The sequence below is a fragment of the Sinomonas sp. RB5 genome (assembly GCF_054063535.1).
In genome coordinates this window covers 81,476-103,885 of sequence record NZ_JBSSGJ010000004.1, presented here as the reverse complement: position 1 = coordinate 103,885, position 22,410 = coordinate 81,476, and the positions used below count along the sequence as shown (strand labels likewise).

Here is a 22,410-nt window from a genome sequence, read left to right as displayed (position 1 = left end):
CCGGTCTGATCTGATGGCTGAAACTTTACTACAATAAATTCCGTGGAAAACAGTCAGCTCGGCCCCCAGCCGGCCGCTCCCGGCCCCGCTCTGCCGCTCTCGGCTGCGCGAGCGGCGGTGCTCGACCTCGTCAGGGCCCATCGGGCGCCGTGCACCGTCGACCAGCTCGCCGGCGAGACAGGGCAGCATCCCAACACCGTGCGCGAGCACCTCGAGGCGCTCGTGGCCGCGGGCCTCCTCGAGGCCGCCGCGGGTGCGCCGGCCGGGGACGGGCGGCGCGGACGGCCGGCGAAGCGGTACCGGCCGGCGGGGCAGCCGCTCGAGGCGCCGGGCTACGCCGCACTCGCCGGGGTGCTGGCCGCCGAGGTGGCACGGCTCGCCCCCGATCCCGCGGCGGCGGGGGCCGAGGCCGGCCGCCGCTGGGCGAGGCGGGCCGTCGTGGCCCCCGCGCGGCCGGTCTCGGCCGAGGACGCCCGACGCCGCGTGCTCGCCGAACTCGATGGCCTCGGCTTCGCGGTCGCACCGGCACCCGCCGCCGAGTCCTCCGGGGGCGCCGAGCCCTCCGGGAGGCGCGTCCGGCTCGTCGCCTGCCCGCTCCTGGCGGCCGCGAAGGACCAGCCTGCGGTCGTGTGCTCCGTCCATGCCGGCCTCGTCGAGGAGTCCCTGAGGCTGCTCGGCCACCCCGGGCTGCGCGCCCGGCTTGAGCCGTTCGCCGAGCCGGGCGCGTGCGTGCTCACGATCGGCACGGCATGAGCCCGGCGTCCGGTCCCCGCTCCGCCGGTGTCCAGGGACCGTCTGCGGCGCGGGTCCCGCGTGCGGGAACGGCCGTCTGGCACCGCGCCGTCCTCCTCGTCCTGGGCGGCGCCTCGCTCGTCGCGGGCGTCGACGCGGCACTGGTCCTCCTCGGGCTCCCCGCCCCGGTGGGCGGGAACGCGGCCCCCGCCCTGCCCGCCGCCCACGGGACCCTCATGGTGCTCGGCTTCGTGGGCACGCTCATTGCCCTCGAGCGGGCGGTCGCGCTCCGCAGGGCCTGGGGCTACGCGGCCCCCGCCCTGCTCGGCGGCGGCGCCCTCGTCCAGCTCGGCCCCTGGGGTGCCGCGGCGTGGCCGGCACGGCTTTCGCTGCTGGCCGGCACGGTCGCGTTCGCCCTCGTGTACGTGCCGCTGTGGCGGCGCCAGCGGGACCCGGCAGTCCTCGTCCAGGCGCTCGGGGCCGTGGCGGCGGCAGGGGCGGCCGGACTGCTGGCCGCCGGGGTGGCCGTGCCCGCCGTCGTGCCCTGGTTCGCCGCGTTCCTGCTGGCGACCATTGCGGGGGAGCGGCTCGAGCTCGCGCGCCTGCGGATCCGCGGCCCCTGGGCCGAACCCCTGCTCGTCGCCGTGAACGCCGCGCTCGTGGCGCTGTGCCCCGCCACGCTGCTGTGGCCCGCCGCGGGCTATCCGCTCTTCGGCCTCGCCGTGCTCGCGCTCGCGGCGTGGCTCGTGCGCTACGACGTGGCACGCGCCACGATCCGCGCCACGGGGCTGCCGCGGTACGTCGCAGCCTGCCTCCTGGCGGGCTATGCGTGGCTCGCGGTGGCCGCCGGCGTGTGCCTCCTCGTTCCGGGCGCGCCCTCGGGAGCGGCGTACGACGCGTTCCTGCACGCGGTCTTCCTCGGGTTCGTGATGTCCATGGTCATGGCCCACGCGCCGGTGATCCTCCCGGCGGTGCTGCGCCGCCCCCTCCCGTACCGGCCGGTGATGTGGGTCCCCGCCGCCCTCCTGCACGCGACGCTGCTGCTGCGGCTAGCTCTCGGCGACGCCCGCGGGGAGACGGCCGCCTGGCAGTGGGGCGGCACCGGGAACGTCCTCGCCGTCCTCGCGTTCGTGGCGCTCGCGGCGTACTCGGCCGCGCGCGCACGGCACCCGCACGGATCCCGTGCATCGAGGGTGCTCGCGGGCGGGACGGGCGCCCCGTGATGCCCCGCATCGGCGCCGCGCCCTCAGCGCACCGTCCTCCTGCGGGCACCGGGCCACGGCCGGGCACGGGGCGCGCCGCGTGGCACCGCTGGGCCAACGCGCCCTCGCTCGCGTGGCTGCTCGCGATCGTGCTCGTCTCCGGGATCCACCGCGGCATCCCGGCCTCGGGGTGGCTGCTGGTGCACCTTGCGCTCCTCGGTGCCGTGACCAACGCCATCCTCGTCTACTCGTGGCACTTCGCCGAGGCGCTGCTGCGGCTGCCCGTGCCCTCGCGACGGGCACTCGCGGCGAGGATCGGACTGCTGAACGCCGGTGCCGCCGCCGCGATGGCGGGGGTCGTGTCCGGAGTCTGGCCCGCCGCCGTCGCCGGGGCCGCGGCCGTGGGCGCCGCGGCGGCCTGGCACGGCGCCGCCCTGCTCCTCAGGCTGCGGCGCGCCCTGCCCTCGCGCTTCCGGTCCACCCTGCGCTACTACCTCGCCGCGTGCGCGCTCCTGCCCTTCGGCGCCGCCGCCGGCGCGCTGCTCGCCCTGCCGGGCACCGACGGCGGCGACGGCCTCCACGCCCGGCTCCTGCTCGCCCACGAGTCCCTCAACCTCCTCGGCTGGGTCGGCCTGAGCGTCCTCGGAACGCTCGTGACGCTCCTGCCGACCATGCTGCGCACGCGCGCCGACGACTCCGCGGAGCCGGTCGCCCGCCGGGCCCTCTGGGTCCTCCTCGCGGGGGTCGGCCTCGCCGCGGGAGGAGCGTTGGCGGGCGTCCGCGCCGCGGCGGGGGCCGGCGTCGTCCTCTTCCTCGCCGGCGTGCTCGTCTCCGCCGTCCCGCTCGCCCGCGCGCTGCGGCGCAGGGCGCCGGTGGCGTTCGCCCCGCTGTCCGCCGTTGCCTCGCTCGTCTGGCTGGTGGGCGCGCTCGGCCGCCTCGCGTGGCTGTGCGTGACGGCTCCGGACTGGGACGCGCTCCACGAGGCCCTCGGCGGCCTCACGCCGGCGCTCGCGGCCGGGTTCGCCGCCCAGGTCCTCGTGGGGGCCCTGTCCTACCTGCTGCCCGTGGTGCTCGGCGGCGGCCCCGCCGCCGTCCGCCGGCGCACCGAGACGCTCGACGCCGGTGCCTGGCTCCGCGTGGTCCTCGCCAACGGGGCGCTCGGCCTTTACCTCCTGCCGGTGCCCAGCGCCGTCCGCGTCGCGGCCTCGGTGGCGGGGCTGCTGGCCCTCATAGGGTTCGTCTGGCTCGCCGGGCGTGCCTTCCTCGGCCGTCCGCGGCCGCTTCCCGCGCCGGACCGGCCAGAGGCGCCCGAGCCTCGGCAGGGCCGTCCCGCCGGCTCCGGGCCGAGCACGACGGGCGCTTCCGTCCGCAGCCGCCTCGGCTCCGGCGCGGTGGGGCTCGCGGTCCTGCTCGCGGCGGTCGTCGCCGGGGTGGCCGCCGATCCCTCGGTCCTGCCCGTCGCCGCCGGCGGGAGCCCCGCAGGCGCCGTGGGCGGCGCAGGAGGGGCCGGCGTCGTGCCCACCGGCCACACCACGACGGTGGACGTGGCGATGTCCGGCATGCGCTTCGTCCCCGACACGGTGACCGTCCCGGCCGGGGACCGGCTCCTGATCCGCCTGGCCAACAAGGACCAGACCGCCCACGACCTCGTGCTCGCGACAGGGCAGGACTCCTCCCGGGTCTATCCCGGCCGGAGCGGACAGCTCGACGCCGGAGTCGTGGCCCAGTCGGTGGAGGGGTGGTGCTCGGTGGTGGGGCACAGGCAGATGGGCATGGTGTTCCACGTGACCGTGACCGGCGACCCCCGGCCATCCGCGGCGCCGGCCCCGGGCGCCATGGACATGCCCGGAATGCAGCAGTCCGCGGCGCCCTCGGCCGCCCCGGCGGCCCAGCACACGCCCTACCCCGCGGCCCTCCCGCCGGTGCCCGCGTCAACGGTGCACCGGGTCACGCTGACGGTGCGCGACACGGTGACCGAGGTCGCCCCCGGCGTCACCCAGACCCTCTGGACGTACAACGGCACCGCACCCGGGCCGGTCCTGCACGGCCGGGTGGGGGACCGGTTCGAGGTCACCCTCGTCAACGACGCCTCCACCGGCCATTCGGTCGACTTCCACGCCGGATCCCTCGCCCCGGACGGGCCGATGCGCACCATCGACCCCGGCCAGTCGCTCGTGTACACGTTCACCGCGATCCAGCCGGGCATCTGGATGTACCACTGCAGCACGATGCCCATGTCCCTGCACATCGCCAACGGCATGTTCGGCGCGGTGGTCATCGACCCGCCCGGCGCCCCCGCCGTGGACCACGAGTTCGTGCTCGTCCAGAGCGAGCAGTACCGCGGCGCCGCCGCACACGGCGTCCCGGGCATCGCGGACCCGGCCAAGATCGCCGCGGGCACGCCGGACGCGGTCGTGTTCAACGGCTACCCGAACCAGTACGACGCCGACCCGCTCGCCGTGCGCGCCGGCGAACGGGTGCGCGTGTGGGTGCTCGACGCCGGGCCCGGGCGCGCCACCTCGTTCCACGTGGTGGGCGCCCAGTTCGGCGCCGTGTGGGCCGAGGGGGCCTACCGGCTCGCCCCGGGCCCCGGCGGCGCGCAGGCGGGGGCCTCGCAGGCCCTGGACCTCGCGCCCGCCCAGGGTGGGTTCGTGGACCTCACGTTCGACGAGGCAGGGCACTACCCGTTCGTGAGCCACTACATGGTGGACGCCGAGCGGGGCGCGCACGGAGTGTTCGACGTTGCCCCCGCGAGGTGAGCCGCCGTTCCTTCTGTGAGTCACCTCCTGAAGGTCAGGTCCTGAAGGTCAGTTTCTGTGGGCCCCCGCTGGCGAGGTGGGGCGCACGACGGCGCGTGGTCGCCGTCGTGCGCCAGATCGAACCACTCCTCTGGGCCGCCACCCGCCGAGGTGACCCCCAGAAGGTGACCCCCGGACGTGGGGGAGGGGCGTGAGGGCTGCGCGGCTGGGATACATTGGTAGCTGACTTTCCTGCCCTCTTCGCACGGTCGGCCCGCGTGCCCGATCGGCCCAGATACGAGAACGGATGCCCGCGTGGTCCTGCGACTCTCCACCCTGTTCCTGCGCACCCTCCGCGAGGATCCCGCCGACGCCGAGGTGGCGAGCCACAGGCTCCTCGTCCGCGCCGGCTACATCCGCCGCGCCGCGCCGGGCATCTACACGTGGCTCCCGCTCGGGCTGGCGGTCCTGCGGAAGGTCGAGCGGGTCATCCGGGAGGAGATGGCGGCCATCGGCGCGCAGGAGGTGCACTTCCCCGCGCTGCTGCCCAAGGAGCCCTACGAGGCCACCAACCGGTGGACGGAGTACGGCGAGGGCATCTTCCGCCTCAAGGACCGCAAGGACGCCGACTACCTCCTGGCCCCCACGCACGAGGAGATGTTCACCCTCCTGGTGAAGGACCTGTACTCCTCGTACAAGGACCTGCCCCTCTCGCTGTACCAGATCCAGAACAAGTACCGCGACGAGGCCCGCCCCCGCGCCGGCCTGCTGCGCGGACGCGAGTTCATCATGAAGGACTCCTACTCGTTCGACGTCGACGACGCCGGCCTCGACGCGAGCTATGCGCGCCACCGCGAGGCGTACCTGAAGATCTTCGCCCGCCTCGGCCTCGAGGTGGTCCCGGTCAAGGCCACCGCCGGGGCGATGGGCGGGTCCAAGAGCGAGGAGTTCCTGCACCCGACCGAGATCGGCGAGGACACATTCGTCCGCTCGCCGGGCGGCTACGCAGCCAACGTCGAGGCCGTCACCACGGTGGTGCCCGAGGCAGTCGACTACAGCGACGCGCCCGCGGCGCAGGTGCTCGACACCCCGGATACCCCCACCATCGAGACGCTCGTCGAGGCTTCCCAGACGATCTTCCCGAACCCCGAGCGTCCCTGGACCGCCGCGGACACCCTGAAGAACGTGGTCCTGACCGTCACGCTGCCCACCGGCGAGAAGCAACTCGTGGCCATCGGCGTGCCGGGCGACCGCGCCGTGGACCTCAAGCGCGTCGAGGCCAACATCGGCGCCTACCTGCCGGTCGGCGGCGAGATCGGCCTCGACCCCGCGAGCGACGAGGAGCTCAAGGCGAACACGGCGCTCGTCAAGGGCTACATCGGCCCGGGCCTCGCCCTGGACAAGCCGGTCCTCGGTCTCGAGGGCACGGCCAAGATGCTGTACCTCGTCGATCCGCGCGTCGTGGCCGGCACCCGTTGGATCACCGGCGCGAACGAGCCCGGCAAGCACGTCTACGGCCTCGTGGCCGGACGCGACTTCGGCTGGGACGGCGTCATCGAGTGCACCGAGGTACGGGCCGGCGACCCCGCCCCCGACGGCTCGGGCCCGCTCGAGACCGCACGCGGGATCGAGATGGGACACATCTTCCAGCTGGGCCGCAAGTATGCCGAGGCGCTCGGGCTCAAGGTCCTGGACGCGAACGGCAAGCAGGTCACGGTGACCATGGGCTCCTACGGCGTGGGCGTCACCCGCGCAGTGGCCGCCCTCGCGGAGTCCAACCACGACGAGCGCGGCCTCGTCTGGCCGCGCGCGGTGGCGCCGGCGGACGTCCACGTCGTGGCCGTCGGGCGCGGCGAGGAGATCTTCGCCGAGGCGGAGCGGGTCGCGGCCGAGTTCGAGGCGCGCGGCCTGACCGTCATGCTGGACGACCGCCCCAAGGTGTCCCCGGGAGTGAAGTTCGGAGATGCCGAGCTCATCGGCGTCCCGACCATCGTCGCGGTCGGCAAGGGCCTCGCCTCGGGCGTGCTCGAGGTCAAGGACCGCCGCTCGGGGACGGCCGAGGACGTGCCGGTCCGCGAGGTCGTCGATCGGGTCATCGCCGCCGTGCGCGGCGCCTGAGCCCAGCCGGCGTGCTCACCGGCTTCGAGGCCGTCGACCCCCTGACGGTGGCCCTCGTGGTCGTCGCCGGGTTCTGCGCGGGCTGGGTCGACGCCGTGGTCGGCGGAGGAGGCCTCATCCAGCTTCCGGCCCTGCTCGCCGTCCCGGGCATCAGCCCGGTCCAGGCCCTCGCCACGAACAAGATGGGCTCCGTCTTCGGCACGACGACGAGTGCCGTCACCTACGCGCGGCGTGTGCGGCCCGACCTGCGCACCGCCATTCCCATGGCGCTCGTGGCCCTGTGCGGCGCGTTCGGCGGCGCCGCCCTGGCCACCGCCCTGCCTGCGCGCGTCTTCAAGCCGATCATCCTCGCGGCCATCATCGCCGTCGCCCTCTTCACGGTGCTGCGCCCACAGATGGGCCAGTACACCCAGCTGCGGCTCAAGGGCCGGCGCCACCTCGCCGCCGCCTGCGGGCTCGGCGCCGTGATCGGGTTCTACGACGGCCTCATCGGCCCCGGCACCGGCTCGTTCCTCGTGATCGCGCTCGTCTCCGGCATGGGGTACGCCTTCCTGGAGGCGAGCGCGAAGGCCAAGATCGTCAACATGGCCACGAACATCGGCGCCCTGCTGCTCTTCGCCCCCTCGGGGGTCCTGCTCTGGGGCCTCGGGCTCGTCCTCGGCGCCGCCAACATGCTCGGCGGGTACACGGGCGCCCGCATGGCCGTCAGCCGGGGCAATACGTTCATCCGGTGGGTGTTCCTGGCCGTCGTCGCGGCGCTCGCGGTCAAGCTAGGCCTCGACGTGTGGGCCGAGGACTTCGCCTGAGGATTCCGCGCCGGCTGGCCTCAGCCGAGCCGCGCGAGGTCCTCGACCGCGGGAAGCCCCGGCAGCAGCCGCGCGCACAGCGCGCTCGCGACCCAGAGGGAACGCTCGAGATCGCCTCCGTGCCCCGGCCGCTCCGCGTACCAGAGCGCGTTCTCGACCTCGCGCAGCACCGCCCAGCCCCGGGCCGCCTCCTCCTCCAGCCCCGCCTCGCGGGCCAGTAGGCTGCAGCGCTCCGCGAGCGCGGCGGGAGCGTCCGCGCCCGCCAGCTCGGGGAGTCGGTTCCACAGCATCGGCGCGACCGCGAACTCGCCCTCGCCGAGGGAGGCCTGCGGGTCGATCGCGCGGAAGGAGGGACCGCCGTCGGACGCCGCTGGCTCACCCTCCGGCACCGCGAGCACATTCAGGCCGTGCAGGTCGGTGTGCACGAGGACGTCCCGGCCGCCCCGCCGGCCCACGGCTCCGCGGGTGAATGCGAGCTCGAGGCCGGCCTCGAGCAGCCACCGGGGGAACGGCCGGCCGAGGCGCTCCCAGCGTTCGGGCAGCTCGTCGCTCCAGCGCTCGGCCATGGCATCGATGCGCTCGAACCGGTCCCAGCCCGGCCGGTCGTCCGGGGCGATGGAGAGCTCGCGCAGGAGCGCGCCCCAGATCTGCGCGGCCTCGGGGAAGGGCACGTCCTGCAGGCGGCGGCCCGCGTCGAGCCGCTCGAGCAGGAGGGCGGAGGACTCCGCGTCCTCGTCGACGAGCCGCACCGCGGCGCGGCCGCCCCAGAGCCGCAGGGCGGGCGCCTCGGAGGCCGCCTCGGGGAACGGCCTGGAGAGCTTGAGCGCCAGGCGCTCCTTGACGCGCCGGACGGGGACCACGAGGGCCCACATCCCGGCATGCGCGGCGCTCCCCGGGACCAGGTCCGGCGTGAGGCCCCATGCCGCGAGCCGCGCGGCAAGGAGGCCGGGCACGGCGTCGAGCCATGCCCGGCCTCCGGGACTGCGCAGACAGCGCCTGAGCAGCGCGTCCGGAACGATTCCGGAAAGGGTCATGCGATGCCGGTGGTCCCCAGCAGGCTGCCGAGCCCGAACGTCGCCGCGAGGGCGATTGCCCCGCCGATCACCACACGCGTGGAGGCGCGCGCCCGCGACCCGCCGCCGATCCACGCCCCGATCCACCCGGTGACCGCGAGGGCGACCAGCACGATCACAAACGTCAGGGGCACACGGATGGCGGGCGGCGCCAGCAGGATGGTCAGCATCGGCAGGACCGCGCCCGCGAGGAAGGAGACGGCCGAGGCGAGGGCAGCGTGCCACGGGCTGACGATCTCGTCCGGGTCGATGCCGAGCTCGATGTCGAGGTGGGCCCGGAGCGCGTCCTTGGCCGTGAGCTCCTTCGCGACCGTCGTGGCGGTCTCCTCCGAGAGGCCCTTGTGCCGGTAGAGGGAGACGAGCTCGGCGAACTCCTCCTGCGGCTGGTCCCGCAGCTCCGCGGTCTCCTTGGCGATGAGGGACTTCTGGCTGTCGCTCTGGCTGCTGACGGAGACGTATTCGCCCAGCGCCATGGAGATGGCACCGCCGACGACGGCGGCCATGCCGGCGGCGAGGATCGGGCCGTTCTCGCTGGTGACGCCGGCGACGCCGACGACGACGGCGGCGACGGAGACGATGCCGTCATTCGCGCCGAGCACACCGGCACGGAGCCAGTTGAGCTTGGCCGCGAGGTCGGTGCCCTGCGGCTCGGGGTGGAGTTGGGTGTTGCTGCTCATGGGACCACTGTGGCATCGGCAGCCGCACCCTGCCAGCGAGACAAGGCTTTCCTTACGGCGCGTCGCTCAGTGGGCGGCCGATGACGGGGCGGAGGCCGTGGCCGGCGGGGTGGTCGTCGCGGTGTCCCTGCCTGACGAGGCGGGGGTGGGGGAGGCGGTGGTCGAGGGGCCGGTACTGGAAGAGGGGGCGGCCAGAGAGGCTGCCGCGGACTGGGCGGCGCGGTGGCCGGGGAAGGCCGCGGCCGCGGCCGAGCCGAGCGCCCCGACGGCGGCGGCGCGCCGGGCCGCCCGCTCGAGTCCTCCCGCGGCGGCAGCACGGGTCGGGGCCTCCACGACCCCCACGAGGTCGGACCATCGCGCCACGGCCGAGGCCTCGAGTGCCGCCACCTGCGCCGGGCTGCCGGCGTCGGTGGGCAGCGCGAATCCGGCCTGGGCGGGCGGCAGCGCCGCGCATGCGCCGGCGGCGGCCCCCTCGAGCGCATCGAGCTGGTCCCGGTGCATGCCGGCCGCCGCGAGCAGGGCGGGGCGCTCCGTGGCGCCGGCGCGGGCCGCGAGGACGGTGTAGGTCCAAACCGCTGCCTCCTCGGCGGACTGGACGGCCGCGAACTCCGTGGCGGGGCCGCGCCCGGACGGTGTCGCTGCCGTGGCGGGCAGCGACGAGGCCGAGGTTCCGGCGGACGCCGCCGCGGACGACGGCGTGGCGGCGCCGCCCGCGTCACCTGCAGTCGAGGACCCGGACGGCGACGGGCAGACGCTCGCAGCCGCTGCCGAGGGGGAGGCGGATGGGGAGGGCGAGGGGGCCTGGGAGGGGCCCGGACCGGGGGACGCCGCGCCCGCCGCCAGGGCGAGCCGCTCGGACTGGAGCTGCTGGCCCGCCGCGGCCGAGGCGAGGAGCGAGGCGGTAGGCCCGTCGACCCGGGCCAGGTCCCCGCGCAGCGTGGCGGCACTCTGCGAGAGCGCGGTTGCGAGGGACGCGGGGGAGCCGGACGCGTCGGCCGGGGCCGTCGCCGTGGACGCCGGAGAGGCCGTCCGCGATGGCTGGGGTGCCGAGGCGGACCGGGGGGTCGACGCGCCCAGGAGGCGCGCCTGGAGTTCGAGCACGTCGGCCGCCGAGGTGGCAGCCTGCCGTACGGGACCGGCGGCAGCGGCGGAGGGTGACGCGGAGGGCGACGGCGTGCCGTCTCCCTCCTGGCCGCCCGCCAGGCCGCGGGCTGCAGCGGCGAGGCGCGCGGCGCCGTCGTGCGCCTGCACGAGCGCCGCCGCGCTGGGGTCCGGCAGCCGCCCCGGGGGGGCCGGCGCTGCCAGCAGGGCACCGCCCGCACCCGCGGCGAGGGCGAGGACCAGCACAGCGGCCCACACCCAGGGCGGCTCGGCGCGGCGGCCCCTGCGGCCCCGCGGGCGCGCAGAGGAGTCCGGGGGCGCAGTGGTGGATTTCACGGTCTCGATGATGCCATGGGCCCAGCCCCCGTCACGCGGCCGGGCGCCGAGCAGATAGTCTAGGAGGACAACTGAGCAAAAGGAGGCGGACCCCCCATGTCCGAGCCCGATCTGCCCTCGCGGGGCGCCCCGACGCCGGCAGAGCAGGATCCGCACGCGGGCGGGGAGGAAGCCCGCCTCCACGCGCTCCTCGAGCCGCTCGTGCAGGCGCGCCAGCTCGTCCTCGAAGGCGTCTCCGTGAAGGCCGCCGGGAAGCACCGGACCGTCGGCGTGGTCGTGGACCTGCAGGACGACGAGACCGGCGGGGTCAGCCTCGACGTCATCGCCGAGCTCTCGCGCGAGCTCTCGGACGCCCTCGACGCCGACCCCGCGGCGGACGCCCGCCCCTACGACCTCGAGGTCTCCTCTCCGGGCGTCTCGCGCCCCCTCACCCAGCTGCGGCACTGGCGCCGGGCCCTCGGCCGGCTGGTCCGGGTCAACGTCATCGGCGAGGAGAACATCACGGGCCGGCTGCGCGAGGTGAGGGAGGACGGCATCGTCCTCGTCCCGGACCTGCCCGCCAAGAAGGGCGTGAGGCCGAAGCCGGGTGCGCCCGTCGAGCTGGCCTTCGACGCCATCCGCAGCGGCAAGGTCGAGGTCGAGTTCTCGCACCTCGAGGACGCCGACCTGGGCCCCGCCGACGGGTTGGACAACGACGACACTGACGAGACCGAGGAGGCCTAGTGGACATCGACATGAGCGCGCTCCGCCTGCTGGAGCGAGAGCGGGACATCCCCGTCGAGAAGCTCATCCCGACCATCGAGCAGGCCCTCCTGCTCGCGTACCACAAGTCGCCGGGCGCCATCGAGACGGCCCGCGCGGAGGTGGACCGCAGGAGCGGCCACGTGACCATCTGGGCCACCGAGGTGGACGACGAGGGCAACGCCGTCGGCGAGTTCGACGACACGCCGGAGGGCTTCGGCCGCATCGCCGCCACGACCGCGCGCCAGGTGATCCTCCAGCGGCTCCGCGACGTGGAGGACGACAACGTCCTGGGCGAGTTCAAGGGCCGCGAGGGCGAGCTCATCGCTGGGCTCATCCAGCAGGGACACAATCCGAACATGGTGCAGGTCAGCCTCGGCGCCGTCGAGGCCGTCCTGCCGCCCCCCGAGCAGGTCCCCGGGGAGAAGTACCTGCACGGCGCCCGCATCCGCGCCTACGTCGTGGACGTGCACCGCGGCCTCAAGGGTCCCTCGATCACGCTCTCCCGCTCCCACCCGGGACTGGTCAAGAAGCTCTTCGAGCTCGAGGTCCCGGAGATCGCCGACCGCAGCGTCGAGATCGTCGCGATCGCCCGCGAGGCCGGCCACCGCACCAAGATCGCGGTCCGGGCGCTTGTCCCGGGCGTCAACGCCAAGGGCGCCTGCATCGGCGAGATGGGTTCCCGGGTGCGCGCGGTGATGACCGAGCTGAACGACGAGAAGATCGACATCGTCGACTACAGCGACGACCCGGCGACGTTCATCGCGAACGCCCTCTCGCCGTCGAAGGTCACGAGTGTGTCCATCGTCGACGAGGCCACGCGGTCGGCCCGGGTGCTCGTCCCGGACTACCAGCTCTCGCTCGCGATCGGCAAAGAGGGCCAGAACGCCCGCCTCGCCGCGAAGCTCACCGGCTGGCGGATCGACATCGGCTCGGACGCCCAGGCCTGAGTCGTCCGCGCCGCCGCATTCCGGGATCCGGGCCCAGAGGGTCTAGAATAGATAGGTCTGGGCCTGTGCCCGGCGGCAGGGCAGGGCATCGGGCTGACAGCTCGGAAGGCCCCGCCCCTTCGATGCAGGAGAGCAGGGATGGAACGGAGAACCGGCCAACCTCTGCGGACGTGCATCGGCTGCCGCCGGACAGCGGCCCGGTCGGAACTGCTCCGGCTGGTGATGGACCGCGGAGGCGCCCAGCGCGTCGTCGTGGATCCCCGCCGCCGGCTGCCCGGTCGTGGCGCGTGGCTGCATCCCGACCAGGCATGCCTGAAGCAAGCCGTCAAGCGGCGCGCGTTCCATCGTGCCTTCCGGGGCCCGGCGGACATCCGCGGCGTCGACGACTACTTCAGCACCTCCGTCCCGGCTACCGCTGGGCCGGACACCGTCCAAGCTGAAAGCGGGTCAGAAATCTGATGGACACCCGATGAGTCCCCGACCGATGAGTGCGTAGCAATGAACTTCTCGTTGCGCACCGCCGAGGGCTTCCCCATGCACACGGGTGCAGAGGGAGCCTGCAGCAAGCAGTAGACGGTCCGTGCCTGGCTCGGCGCGGACCGAGACAGGAGAAATGTGGCCAAGGTCCGCGTACACGAGCTCGCCAAGGAGCTCGGTATCACCTCCAAGGACGCCGTTGCCAAGCTCGCTGAGCTGGGCGAGTTCGTGCGTTCCGCGTCCTCGACGATCGAGGCGCCCGTCGTGAAGAAGCTTCGCGACGCCTACCCCGCCGACGGTGCGAAGGCGAAGGCCAGCGACAGGCCGTCCCGCCCCGCTGCCAGGCCGTCCGCCGGTGCCCCGACGCCGGGACCGTCGCGTCCCGCCCCGTCCCCGCGCCCGGCCGCTGCGCCGTCGCCCGCCCCGGCCCCCGCGGCCGAGGCCCCCGCGGCCAGCCCGCGCCCGGCCGCCGAGGCCGAGCGTCCCGCCGCCGAGGCTCCCCGTCCCGCCGCTGAGGCCCCGCGCCCCGGAGCCCGTCCGGCGCCCCGGCCCGCAGCCGGTGGCCGCGGAGCGACCCCGGGTCCGCGTCCGAGCGGCCCGCGTCCCGGCAACAACCCGTTCTCGTCCTCCCAGGGCATGCAGCGCCCCGGGCGCGACGGCGACCGCGCACCGCGCCCGGGCAACAACCCGTTCGCGTCCTCCCAGGGCATGCCCCGTCCCGGCGGCGGCCGTGACGGCGACCGCCCCGGGGGCCCGCGTCCCTCGGCGCCGCGCCCCGGCGGCACCTCCGGCATCCCGCGCCCCGGCGCACCCCGCCCGGGTGCCCCGCGTCCGGGCGCCCCGCGCCCCGGCGGCACCGGCGGACCCCGTCCGGGCGCCCCGCGCCCCGGCGGCACCGGCGGACCCCGTCCGAACCCCGGCATGATGCCCCCGCGCACCGAGCGTCCCCAGCCGGGCGCCCGGCCCGCGGGCACCGGCGGCCGGGGCCCGAACCGTCCCGGTGGCGGCGGCGGTCCCGCCGGCGGCGGCTTCGGCAAGGGCGGCCGCGGCCGCGGCGGCACCCAGGGCGCCTTCGGCAAGGGCGGCGCCGGACGTGGCAAGCAGCGCAAGTCGAAGCGTGCGAAGCGCCAGGAACTGGAGCAGATGAGCGCACCGTCGCTCGGCGGCGTCTCGGTGCCCCGTGGCGACGGCAGCACGATCGTGCGCCTGCGCCGCGGCGCGTCCATCACGGACTTCGCCGAGAAGATCGATGCGAACCCCGCCTCGCTCGTCACGGTGCTGTTCCATCTCGGTGAGATGGCCACCGCGACCCAGTCGCTGGACGAGGAGACCTTCTCGGTCCTCGGCGAGGAGCTCGGCTACAAGATCCAGGTCGTCTCGCCGGAGGACGAGGAGCGCGAGCTGCTCGAGTCCTTCGACATCGACCTCGAGGCCGAGCTCGAGGCGGAGACCGACGAGGAGCTCGAGGCCCGCCCGGCCGTCGTGACCGTCATGGGCCACGTCGACCACGGAAAGACCCGCCTCCTCGACGCGATCCGCAACACCAACGTGGTGGAGGGCGAGCACGGCGGCATCACGCAGCACATCGGTGCCTACCAGATCGCCTTCGAGCACGATGGGCGCGACCGCAAGCTGACCTTCATCGACACCCCGGGCCACGAGGCGTTCACCGCCATGCGTGCCCGTGGTGCCCAGGTGACCGACATCGCGGTGCTCGTCGTGGCCGCAGACGACGGCGTCATGCCGCAGACCGTCGAGGCCCTCAACCACGCCCAGGCGGCCGGCGTGCCGATCGTGGTCGCGGTGAACAAGATCGACAAGGAGGGCGCCAACCCGGAGAAGATCCGTGGCCAGCTCACCGAGTACGGTCTCGTCCCCGAGGAGTACGGCGGCGACACGATGTTCGTGGACGTCTCCGCGCGCCAGAACCTGCACATCGACGACCTGCTCTCGGCGGTCCTGCTCACGGCCGACGCCGCGCTGGACCTGCGGGCGAACCCGAACAAGGACGCCCGCGGCGTGGCCATCGAGGCCAACCTCGACAAGGGCCGCGGCGCCGTTGCGACCGTGCTCGTGCAGTCCGGAACGCTCCACGTCGGCGACACGATCGTCGCGGGCACGGCCCACGGCCGCGTCCGGGCCATGTTCGACGAGGACGGCGAGGCCGTCGAGGCCGCGCTGCCGTCCCGCCCGGTCCAGGTCCTCGGACTGTCCTCGGTGCCGCGCGCCGGCGACACGTTCCTCGTGACCGAGGACGAGCGCACCGCGCGGCAGATCGCCGAGAAGCGCGAGGCAGCCGAGCGCAACGCCCAGCTCGCCAAGCGCCGCAAGCGGATCAGCCTCGAGGACTTCGACCAGGCTGTGGCCGAGGGGAAGATCGACACCCTCAACCTCATCCTCAAGGGCGACGTGTCCGGTGCCGTCGAGGCGCTCGAGGACTCGCTGCTCAAGATCGATGTGGGCGAGGAAGTCCAGCTCCGCGTCATCCACCGCGGCGTCGGCGCGATCACCCAGAACGATGTCAACCTCGCCACGGTCGACAACGCGATCATCATCGGCTTCAACGTCAAGCCGGCGGAGCGCGTTGCCGAGCTCGCGGACCGCGAGGGCGTGGACATGCGCTTCTACTCGGTGATCTACGCGGCGATCGAGGACATCGAGCTCGCGCTCAAGGGCATGCTCAAGCCGGAGTACGAGGAGGTCCAGCTCGGTACCGCCGAGGTCCGGGAGATCTTCAAGTCCTCCAAGTTCGGCAACATCGCCGGCTCGATCGTGCGCAGCGGCATCATCCGCCGCAACGCGAAGGCCCGTGTGCTGCGCAAGGGCGTCGTGGTGGGCGACCGGCTCAGCATCGAGTCGCTCAAGCGGTTCAAGGACGATGCGACCGAGGTCCGCGAGGGCTACGAGTGCGGTATCGGACTCGGCTCGTTCAACGATCTCCAGCTCGAGGACGTCATCGAGACGTTCGAGATGCGCGAGAAGCCGCGCGCCTGACGCGCCCCATCGGGCGGGGCCCCGGGTTGCCGGGGCCCCGTTCGCACGTCGGCAGCGAGCGATGCGTCCGCGGATCGCTGCGCCGAGACGACAAGCACCCGAGACGATAGGAGGGACCATGGCCGATCCGGCCCGCGCCGCGCGGCTCGCGCAGCGCATCAAGGTGGTCGTGGCAGAGGCCCTGCGCAGGGCTGTGAAGGACGAGCGCGCCGAGGCGATCACGGTCACCGACGCCCGCGTCACGAACGACCTCCAGCACGCCACGGTGTACTACACCGTCCTGGGCGACGCCGCCGCGGCGGCAGGAGCCCGCGAGATCCTCGAGACCAAGAAGGGCGTGCTCCGGCGCGAGGTGGGCCGCAACCTCACGATCCGGCTCACGCCGACCCTCGAATTCGTGGCCGACGAGGTTCCGGTCAACGCCTCGCACGTCGAGGAGCTGCTCCGGCAGGCCCGCGAGCGCGACGCCGAGGTGGCCCGCCTCGCCCAGGGCGCGCACCCCGCGGGGGACGCAGACCCGTACCGCAAGGCCGATGAGGCCGACGACGACGCGTTCGACGACGGGTTCGACGACGTCGAGCCGCGCGAGGACTGACGCCCGCGGCAGCCAGCAGTGCCGTGCACCGACGGGGCGGCGCCTCCACGATGTGGGGGCGCCGCCCCGTCGCCGCATGGTGCGGCATGGACCGCCTCCGGCGCTCCATATACTGGGAGGCGTGCTTTCTGGACTGGTGATCGTGGACAAGCCACGCGGGTGGACGAGCCACGACGTCGTGGGGAAGGTCCGCCGGCTCGCGGGGACCCGCAAGGTGGGGCACGCGGGGACGCTCGATCCCATGGCCACGGGCGTGCTCGTCGTCGGGATCAACAAGGCGACCCGCCTGCTCTCGCACATCGTCGGCACCGAGAAGACGTACACCGCCACCATCCGGCTCGGGCAGCGCACGGTGACGGACGACGCCGAGGGCGAGGTCCTCGAGGAGCGTATCGCGGCCGCCGTGACCGAGCAGCAGATCCGCGACGCCGCCGCCAAGCTCACCGGCCACATCCTGCAGGTCCCCAGCAGCGTCAGCGCCATCAAGGTCGCCGGCGAGCGCTCGTACGCCCGCGTGCGCGCCGGCAAGGAGGTCGCGCTCGAGGCCCGGCCCGTGACGATCCACTCCTTCGACATCCACGCCGTCCGCCGGGAGCGCGGCGGGAAGCTCCAGGACGTGGACGTGACGGTGCGCTGCTCCTCCGGGACCTACATCCGGGCGCTCGCCCGTGACCTCGGCGCCGACCTCGGCGTGGGCGGCCACCTCACGGCGCTGCGCCGCACCCAGGTGGGGCCGTACCGGATCGAGCAGGCCCACACGCTCGAGGAGCTCGCCGGCTCGCTCACCGTGCTGCCGCTCGCGGACGCCGCCCGCTCGCTCCTGCCGGTCCGCGAGCTCAGCGACGGCGAGACCGTGGAGCTCTCCTTCGGCCGCCGCATCCCCGCGACCGGCTCGGCCGAGCTCACGGCCGCCTTCGCGCCCGACGGCGAGCTGGTCGCCCTCGTGAAGGACGTCGGCGGCCAGGCCAAGCCGGAGCTCGTGTTCGCCGCGCACGGCGAGGACGCCTGACGTGGACCCGTTCTTCCTCGTGGGGGCCGTCCTGTGCGCGCTCTCCCTGATCCTGTGCGTGGCCGCCGTCGTCACCAAGACGTATCCAGGGGACGCGGCGATCGTGTCGGTCGCCGTCGTCGAGCTCTTCCTCGTCGTCTTCGGCATCGGAGCCGGCATCCGGCAGGCCGGGGGAGAGGCCGTCCGGGGGGAGCCGTGGGAGTTCTGGGGGTATCTGGTGACCGCGCTGATCGTGCCGGTCGCCGCCTTCTGGTGGGCCATCGCGGACCGCACCCGGTGGAGCAACGCAGTGCTGGCCGCCGTGCCGGTGACGATCTTTGTGATGCTGTTCCGCATGGAGCAGATCTGGAATGGAGCGCCTTTCTCATGACCCCTGCCGAGCCGTCCTCCACGCCCGGGCCCGCGCGCACGCCCGAGCACTCGCCCCGGACCCGCAACGTGGGCCTCGGCCGCATCCTCGTGGCCGTGTACGGCGTCTTCGCGCTGTCGGCGACGGCGCGCGCCGCGTACCAGATCGCCACGAAGTTCTCCGAGGCGCCGCTCGCCTACCTGCTCAGCGCCGTCGCGGCGGTGGTCTACATCGTCGCGACCGTCTCGCTCGCGCGCCGCGGCGTGACGAGCTGGTATGTGACCCTCGGGGCGATCCTGCTCGAGCTCGTGGGCGTCCTGGCCGTAGGGACGGCGAGCGTGGTAGACGCGGCGGCGTTCCCCCACGACACCGTCTGGAGCGGGTTCGGCCGCGGCTACGGCTACGTGCCGCTCGCCCTGCCCTTCCTCGGCCTCGCGTGGCTCCTGTACCACCGCCCGAGGGGCGCCGCGGACGTGGACACGGACGGCGGCCGGTAGTCTTGTCAGGCACGCACAGGGCGACGAGGCGAGGACGATGGGCTTGATCTGGCACGGAGTGGACGAGATTCCCGAGGATTTCGGCCCGACGGCGGTCACCATCGGCAACTTCGACGGGGTCCACCGCGGCCACCAGCAGGTCTTGGGGCGCCTGCTCTCGACGGCGAAGGAGAACGGCAGCCGCGCCGTCGCCGTGACGTTCGATCCGCACCCGGCCCAGGTGCACCGCCCCGACACCGCCCCCCACCTCATCATGGGGATCGAGGACCGGCTCGCGGCCCTCTCGGGGTACGGGCTCGATGCGATCCTCGTCCTGCACTACACCCTCGAGTTCGCGCAGCAGAGCCCCGAGGACTTCGTCCGCAGCATCTTCGTCGACGCCCTCCACGCCTCGCACGTGGTGGTCGGCCACGATGTCCGCTTCGGACGCGGGAACGCCGGCGACCTCGCCGCCATGCAGGAGCTGGGGGAGCGGTTCGGTTTCGGCGTCGTCGTCGTGGACGAGTTCACCGAGCAGGCCCCCCGGCACCGCGCCGCGGAGGCGCTGCCGGACGCCGCCGAGGGCGGCAGCGCCGAGCGGGACGGTGCCGAGGGGTACGACGCCGAGGAGCGCCGGTGCTCGTCCACCTGGGTGCGCGAGGCCCTGGAATCGGGCGACGTGCGCACCGCGGCAGAGATCCTCGGGCGCCCCCACGCGATGCACGGGACCGTGGTCCACGGCGCCTCCCGCGGACGCGCCCTCGGATTCCCGACCGCGAATCTTTCCCACGATGCCGCCGGCCACGTCCCTGCGGACGGCATCTACGCCGGCTGGCTCATCGATGCGTCCGGCACCCGCTGGCCCGCGGCCATCTCCGTGGGGTCGAACCCGACGTTCGCAGGGGTCGCCCGCCAGGTCGAGGCGCACGTGATCGACCGTCCCGAGGAGGCCCCCGAGGACTTCGACCTCTACGGGCAGAACATCGTCGTCGAGTTCGTCGAGCGCCTGCGCGGCATGGTCGCCTACCGCGGCCCCGAGGCGCTCGTGGAACAGATGAAGCTCGATGTCGACGCGGCCCGGCACGTCCTGGCGACCTCCGGACACGGCGGAGCCCCCGCGCGCTGAGGCATCCGCGTTTCGACACGGCGTGGCCCGAACCGATAGAATCCTCGGTGGCCCTCGCTGCAGTCCGTGGCGGCCTGGGCCGCACCGGCCCCGCAGCTGCGGGAACGCATGCCGGTGTTCCCCGGGGACGCAGCGTCCAGCGGGCCGCACGGCACGAAACGAGGAGCTCCAATGGCTTTGGATCCCGCCGTCAAGCAGGAGATCATCAAGGAATACGCGACGAAGGAAGGCGACACCGGGTCCCCCGAGGTCCAGATCGCCGTCCTGACCAAGCGCATCAAGGACTTGACTGAGCACATGAAGCAGCACAAGCACGACTTCCACACCCAGCGCGGCCTGCTCGCGCTCGTGGGTCGCCGCAAGCGCATGCTCGCCTACCTGCACGACACCGACATCGCGCGCTACCGCTCGCTCATCGAGCGTCTCGGCCTGCGCCGGTAGTCTGGGAGCAGTCCGCCCGTCCGCGTCCAGGCGCGGGCGGGCGGCCAGCTTCCCCCGGCCCCGTTCGGCGGGGCATGACAACTGAACCACCACCAGGAGGCGCCGGCTGCCTGCGGTCCTCGGTAGTGGCCCTTGAGGGCGTCCGTGGCACGGACGCGCCAAGGGCCTCGATCGAAGACCGGGTTCCGGATCGCCTCCGCCATCTAAGGAAACGGAGGTGCTCTCCTATGGAGGGTCCCGAGATCCAGTTCTCTGAGGCCGTCATCGACAACGGCCGCTACGGCCAGCGCGTCGTCCGCTTCGAGACCGGCCGCCTCGCCAAGCAGGCCGCCGGCGCGGCGATGGCCTACATCGACGATGACACGGCCCTGCTCTCCGCCACCACGGCGGGCAAGTCCCCGCGTGAGGGCTTCGACTTCTTCCCGCTCACCGTGGACGTTGAGGAGCGCATGTACGCCGCGGGCCGCATCCCCGGCTCGTTCTTCCGCCGCGAGGGCCGTCCCTCGACGGACGCCATCCTCGCGTGCCGCCTCATGGACCGCCCGCTGCGCCCGGCCTTCGTCAAGGGCCTGCGCAACGAGGTCCAGGTCGTGGTGACCGTTCTGGCGATCAACCCGGACGAGCTCTACGACGTCGTCGCGATCAACGCGGCCTCGATGTCCACCCAGCTCGCGGGCCTGCCCTTCTCCGGCCCGATCGGCGGCGTGCGCGTGGCCCTCGTCCACGACGAGCAGGGCGCCCAGTGGGTCGCGTTCCCGAAGCACTCGCAGCTGCAGAAGGCGACGTTCGACATGGTCGTCGCCGGGCGCATCGCCGGCGATGACGTGGCGATCATGATGGTCGAGGCCGAGGCCACCGACCACTCCTGGAACCTCATCAAGGACGAGGGCGCCACGGCCCCGACCGAGGAGGTCGTCGCCGAGGGCCTCGAGGCCGCCAAGCCGTTCATCCGCGCGCTCTGCGAGGCGCAGCAGGACCTGGCCGACCGCGCCGCGAAGCCCACCGCCGAGTTCCCGGTCTTCCTCGACTACGAGGCCGACGCGTACGACGCCGTCGAGGCCGCCGCAGCCGGCAATCTCGCGGAGGTCTTCCAGATCGCCGACAAGCAGGAGCGCGAGGCGGCGTCTGACGCCCTCAAGGCCGAGGTCCTCGCCCAGCTCGCCGGCCAGTTCGAGGGCCGCGAGAAGGAGCTCTCCGCAGCCTTCCGCTCGGTGACCAAGAAGGTCGTGCGCCAGCGCATCCTCACCGAGCAGGTCCGCATCGACGGCCGCGGACTGACGGACATCCGCCAGCTCACGGCCGAGGTCGAGGTGCTCCCGCGGGTCCACGGCTCGGCGATCTTCGAGCGCGGCGAGACCCAGATCATGGGCGTCACCACGCTGAACATGCTCAAGATGGAGCAGCAGATCGACTCGCTCTCGCCCGAGACGCACAAGCGGTACATGCACAACTACAACTTCCCGCCCTACTCCACGGGCGAGACGGGCCGCGTCGGCTCCCCGAAGCGCCGCGAGATCGGCCACGGCGCACTGGCCGAGCGCGCGCTCGTGCCCGTGCTGCCCTCCCGCGAGGAGTTCCCGTACGCGATCCGCCAGGTGTCCGAGGCACTCGGCTCCAACGGCTCGACGTCGATGGGCTCCGTGTGCGCCTCGACGCTGTCCCTGCTCAACGCCGGTGTGCCGCTGAAGGCCCCGGTCGCGGGCATCGCCATGGGCCTCGTCTCCGACGAGGTCGACGGCCAGACCCGGTACGCCGCCCTCACCGACATCCTCGGTGCCGAGGACGCCTTCGGCGACATGGACTTCAAGGTCGCCGGCACGTCCGAGTTCGTCACGGCGATCCAGCTCGACACCAAGCTCGACGGCATCCCCGCCTCGGTCCTGGCCGCCGCGCTCAAGCAGGCCCGCGAGGCACGCCTGCACATCCTCTCGGTGATCAACGCCGCGATCGACCGCCCGGATGAGCTCTCCGAGTTCGCGCCGCGCATCATCGCGATCAAGATCCCGGTGGACAAGATCGGCGAGGTCATCGGCCCCAAGGGCAAGATGATCAACCAGATCCAGGAGGACACGGGCGCCGAGATCTCGATCGAGGACGACGGCACCGTGCTCATCGGCGCGACCGACGGCTCCTCGGCCGAGGCCGCCCGCGCCGCCGTGAACGCGATCGCGAATCCGCAGCTGCCCGAGGTCGGGGAGCGCTACCTCGGCACGGTGGTCAAGACCACCACGTTCGGCGCGTTCGTCTCGCTCACGCCGGGCAAGGACGGCCTGCTGCACATCTCCGAGCTGCGCAAGCTCGCCGGCGGCAAGCGCGTGGACAACGTCGAGGACGTCGTCTCCGTCGGCCAGAAGGTCCAGGTCGAGATCACCAAGATCGACGACCGCGGCAAGCTCTCGCTCGCGCCCGTCGTGGCCGAGGCCGACGCCACCGCCGAGGGCGAGGCCTCTGCGGAGGTCGAAGCGTAGC

Annotated in this window: 19 protein-coding genes; 16 read left to right on the top strand and 3 right to left on the bottom strand. The window is 73.6% G+C overall.

What is annotated here, in order from left to right:
* Window positions 1-42 precede the first annotated feature (42 nt).
* From ACVWWH_RS06720 to ACVWWH_RS06700, 5 genes are all read left to right on the top strand, one after another.
* Window positions 43-753, top strand: coding sequence for a helix-turn-helix domain-containing protein (locus ACVWWH_RS06720; RefSeq protein WP_457316053.1), 711 nt, complete (start codon window positions 43-45; stop codon window positions 751-753).
* Window positions 750-1,955 (top strand): hypothetical protein, encoded by a 1,206-nt coding sequence (locus tag ACVWWH_RS06715; protein ID WP_457316052.1) that lies wholly within the window; start codon window positions 750-752, stop codon window positions 1,953-1,955. Before ACVWWH_RS06720 ends, ACVWWH_RS06715 begins: the two co-directional genes overlap by 4 nt.
* The gene (locus tag ACVWWH_RS06710) at window positions 1,955-4,693 is read left to right on the top strand and encodes a multicopper oxidase domain-containing protein (RefSeq protein ID WP_084249406.1); all 2,739 of its coding nucleotides are present in this window, start codon (window positions 1,955-1,957) and stop codon (window positions 4,691-4,693) included. The genes ACVWWH_RS06715 and ACVWWH_RS06710 overlap by 1 nt, the downstream gene beginning before the upstream one ends.
* A gap of 294 nt (window positions 4,694-4,987) precedes the next feature.
* A complete protein-coding gene (locus ACVWWH_RS06705; RefSeq protein WP_457316051.1) occupies window positions 4,988-6,790 on the top strand; it encodes a proline--tRNA ligase in 1,803 nt (600 codons plus the stop codon).
* An 11-nt stretch (window positions 6,791-6,801) separates the two neighbouring features.
* The gene (locus tag ACVWWH_RS06700; protein WP_141305746.1) at window positions 6,802-7,596 is read left to right on the top strand and encodes a sulfite exporter TauE/SafE family protein; all 795 of its coding nucleotides are present in this window, start codon (window positions 6,802-6,804) and stop codon (window positions 7,594-7,596) included.
* 20 nt (window positions 7,597-7,616) lie between these two features.
* On the opposite strand, the gene ACVWWH_RS06695 is transcribed toward ACVWWH_RS06700, so the two are convergent.
* The 3 genes from ACVWWH_RS06695 to ACVWWH_RS06685 all read right to left on the bottom strand — a co-directional run bounded on the left by ACVWWH_RS06695 (window position 7,617) and on the right by ACVWWH_RS06685 (window position 10,783).
* Window positions 7,617-8,630, bottom strand: coding sequence for an aminoglycoside phosphotransferase family protein (locus ACVWWH_RS06695; protein ID WP_457316050.1), 1,014 nt, complete (start codon window positions 8,628-8,630; stop codon window positions 7,617-7,619).
* On the bottom strand, window positions 8,627-9,346 hold the full coding sequence (locus ACVWWH_RS06690; protein WP_457316049.1) for a VIT1/CCC1 transporter family protein: 720 nt from the start codon (window positions 9,344-9,346) through the stop codon (window positions 8,627-8,629). Before ACVWWH_RS06690 ends, ACVWWH_RS06695 begins: the two co-directional genes overlap by 4 nt.
* Before the next feature lie 66 nt (window positions 9,347-9,412).
* Complete coding sequence (locus ACVWWH_RS06685; protein ID WP_457316048.1) at window positions 9,413-10,783, bottom strand: DUF4439 domain-containing protein; 1,371 nt, start codon at window positions 10,781-10,783, stop codon at window positions 9,413-9,415.
* Between the two features lie 96 nt (window positions 10,784-10,879).
* Between ACVWWH_RS06685 and ACVWWH_RS06680 the strand changes: the two genes are divergently transcribed.
* The 11 genes from ACVWWH_RS06680 (at window position 10,880) to ACVWWH_RS06630 (ending at window position 22,409) form a co-directional block, all read left to right on the top strand.
* Window positions 10,880-11,506 carry a ribosome maturation factor RimP gene (locus ACVWWH_RS06680; protein ID WP_066497221.1) on the top strand — a complete coding sequence of 209 codons (627 nt, stop codon included), beginning with the start codon at window positions 10,880-10,882 and terminating at the stop codon, window positions 11,504-11,506.
* Window positions 11,506-12,474, top strand: a complete 969-nt coding sequence (gene nusA, locus ACVWWH_RS06675; protein ID WP_066497223.1) for a transcription termination factor NusA — start codon at window positions 11,506-11,508, stop codon at window positions 12,472-12,474. The genes ACVWWH_RS06680 and nusA overlap by 1 nt, the downstream gene beginning before the upstream one ends.
* 138 nt (window positions 12,475-12,612) lie before the next feature.
* Window positions 12,613-12,933 (top strand): YlxR family protein, encoded by a 321-nt coding sequence (locus ACVWWH_RS06670; RefSeq protein WP_066497225.1) that lies wholly within the window; start codon window positions 12,613-12,615, stop codon window positions 12,931-12,933.
* Between the two features lie 156 nt (window positions 12,934-13,089).
* Window positions 13,090-15,945 carry a translation initiation factor IF-2 gene (gene infB, locus ACVWWH_RS06665; protein WP_066497226.1) on the top strand — a complete coding sequence of 952 codons (2,856 nt, stop codon included), beginning with the start codon at window positions 13,090-13,092 and terminating at the stop codon, window positions 15,943-15,945.
* A gap of 118 nt (window positions 15,946-16,063) precedes the next feature.
* Window positions 16,064-16,540, top strand: a complete 477-nt coding sequence (gene rbfA, locus ACVWWH_RS06660; RefSeq protein WP_457316047.1) for a 30S ribosome-binding factor RbfA — start codon at window positions 16,064-16,066, stop codon at window positions 16,538-16,540.
* A gap of 121 nt (window positions 16,541-16,661) precedes the next feature.
* Complete coding sequence (truB, locus tag ACVWWH_RS06655; RefSeq protein ID WP_457316046.1) at window positions 16,662-17,549, top strand: tRNA pseudouridine(55) synthase TruB; 888 nt, start codon at window positions 16,662-16,664, stop codon at window positions 17,547-17,549.
* A gap of 1 nt (window position 17,550) precedes the next feature.
* A complete protein-coding gene (locus ACVWWH_RS06650; protein ID WP_066497228.1) occupies window positions 17,551-17,919 on the top strand; it encodes a hypothetical protein in 369 nt (122 codons plus the stop codon).
* Entirely contained in the window at window positions 17,916-18,395 is a 480-nt protein-coding gene (locus tag ACVWWH_RS06645; RefSeq protein WP_457316045.1) for a hypothetical protein, read from the top strand. Before ACVWWH_RS06650 ends, ACVWWH_RS06645 begins: the two co-directional genes overlap by 4 nt.
* A gap of 37 nt (window positions 18,396-18,432) precedes the next feature.
* A complete protein-coding gene (locus tag ACVWWH_RS06640) occupies window positions 18,433-19,500 on the top strand; it encodes a bifunctional riboflavin kinase/FAD synthetase (RefSeq protein WP_457316044.1) in 1,068 nt (355 codons plus the stop codon).
* A gap of 171 nt (window positions 19,501-19,671) precedes the next feature.
* Window positions 19,672-19,941, top strand: a complete 270-nt coding sequence (gene rpsO / locus ACVWWH_RS06635; protein WP_066497233.1) for a 30S ribosomal protein S15 — start codon at window positions 19,672-19,674, stop codon at window positions 19,939-19,941.
* Between the two features lie 227 nt (window positions 19,942-20,168).
* On the top strand, window positions 20,169-22,409 hold the full coding sequence (locus tag ACVWWH_RS06630) for a polyribonucleotide nucleotidyltransferase (protein WP_457316043.1): 2,241 nt from the start codon (window positions 20,169-20,171) through the stop codon (window positions 22,407-22,409).
* Window position 22,410: the final 1 nt, after the last annotated feature.

Coding starts and splice junctions, on each gene's coding strand:
- ACVWWH_RS06715 (WP_457316052.1), top strand. CDS start 750: ATGAGCCCGGCGTCCGGTCCCCGCTCCGCCGGTGTCCAGGGACCGTCT.
- ACVWWH_RS06710 (WP_084249406.1), top strand. CDS start 1,955: ATGCCCCGCATCGGCGCCGCGCCCTCAGCGCACCGTCCTCCTGCGGGC.
- ACVWWH_RS06695 (WP_457316050.1), bottom strand. CDS start 8,630: ATGACCCTTTCCGGAATCGTTCCGGACGCGCTGCTCAGGCGCTGTCTG.
- ACVWWH_RS06690 (WP_457316049.1), bottom strand. CDS start 9,346: ATGAGCAGCAACACCCAACTCCACCCCGAGCCGCAGGGCACCGACCTC.
- ACVWWH_RS06680 (WP_066497221.1), top strand. CDS start 10,880: ATGTCCGAGCCCGATCTGCCCTCGCGGGGCGCCCCGACGCCGGCAGAG.
- ACVWWH_RS06670 (WP_066497225.1), top strand. CDS start 12,613: ATGGAACGGAGAACCGGCCAACCTCTGCGGACGTGCATCGGCTGCCGC.
- rbfA (WP_457316047.1), top strand. CDS start 16,064: ATGGCCGATCCGGCCCGCGCCGCGCGGCTCGCGCAGCGCATCAAGGTG.
- ACVWWH_RS06645 (WP_457316045.1), top strand. CDS start 17,916: ATGACCCCTGCCGAGCCGTCCTCCACGCCCGGGCCCGCGCGCACGCCC.
- ACVWWH_RS06640 (WP_457316044.1), top strand. CDS start 18,433: ATGGGCTTGATCTGGCACGGAGTGGACGAGATTCCCGAGGATTTCGGC.
- rpsO (WP_066497233.1), top strand. CDS start 19,672: ATGGCTTTGGATCCCGCCGTCAAGCAGGAGATCATCAAGGAATACGCG.
- ACVWWH_RS06630 (WP_457316043.1), top strand. CDS start 20,169: ATGGAGGGTCCCGAGATCCAGTTCTCTGAGGCCGTCATCGACAACGGC.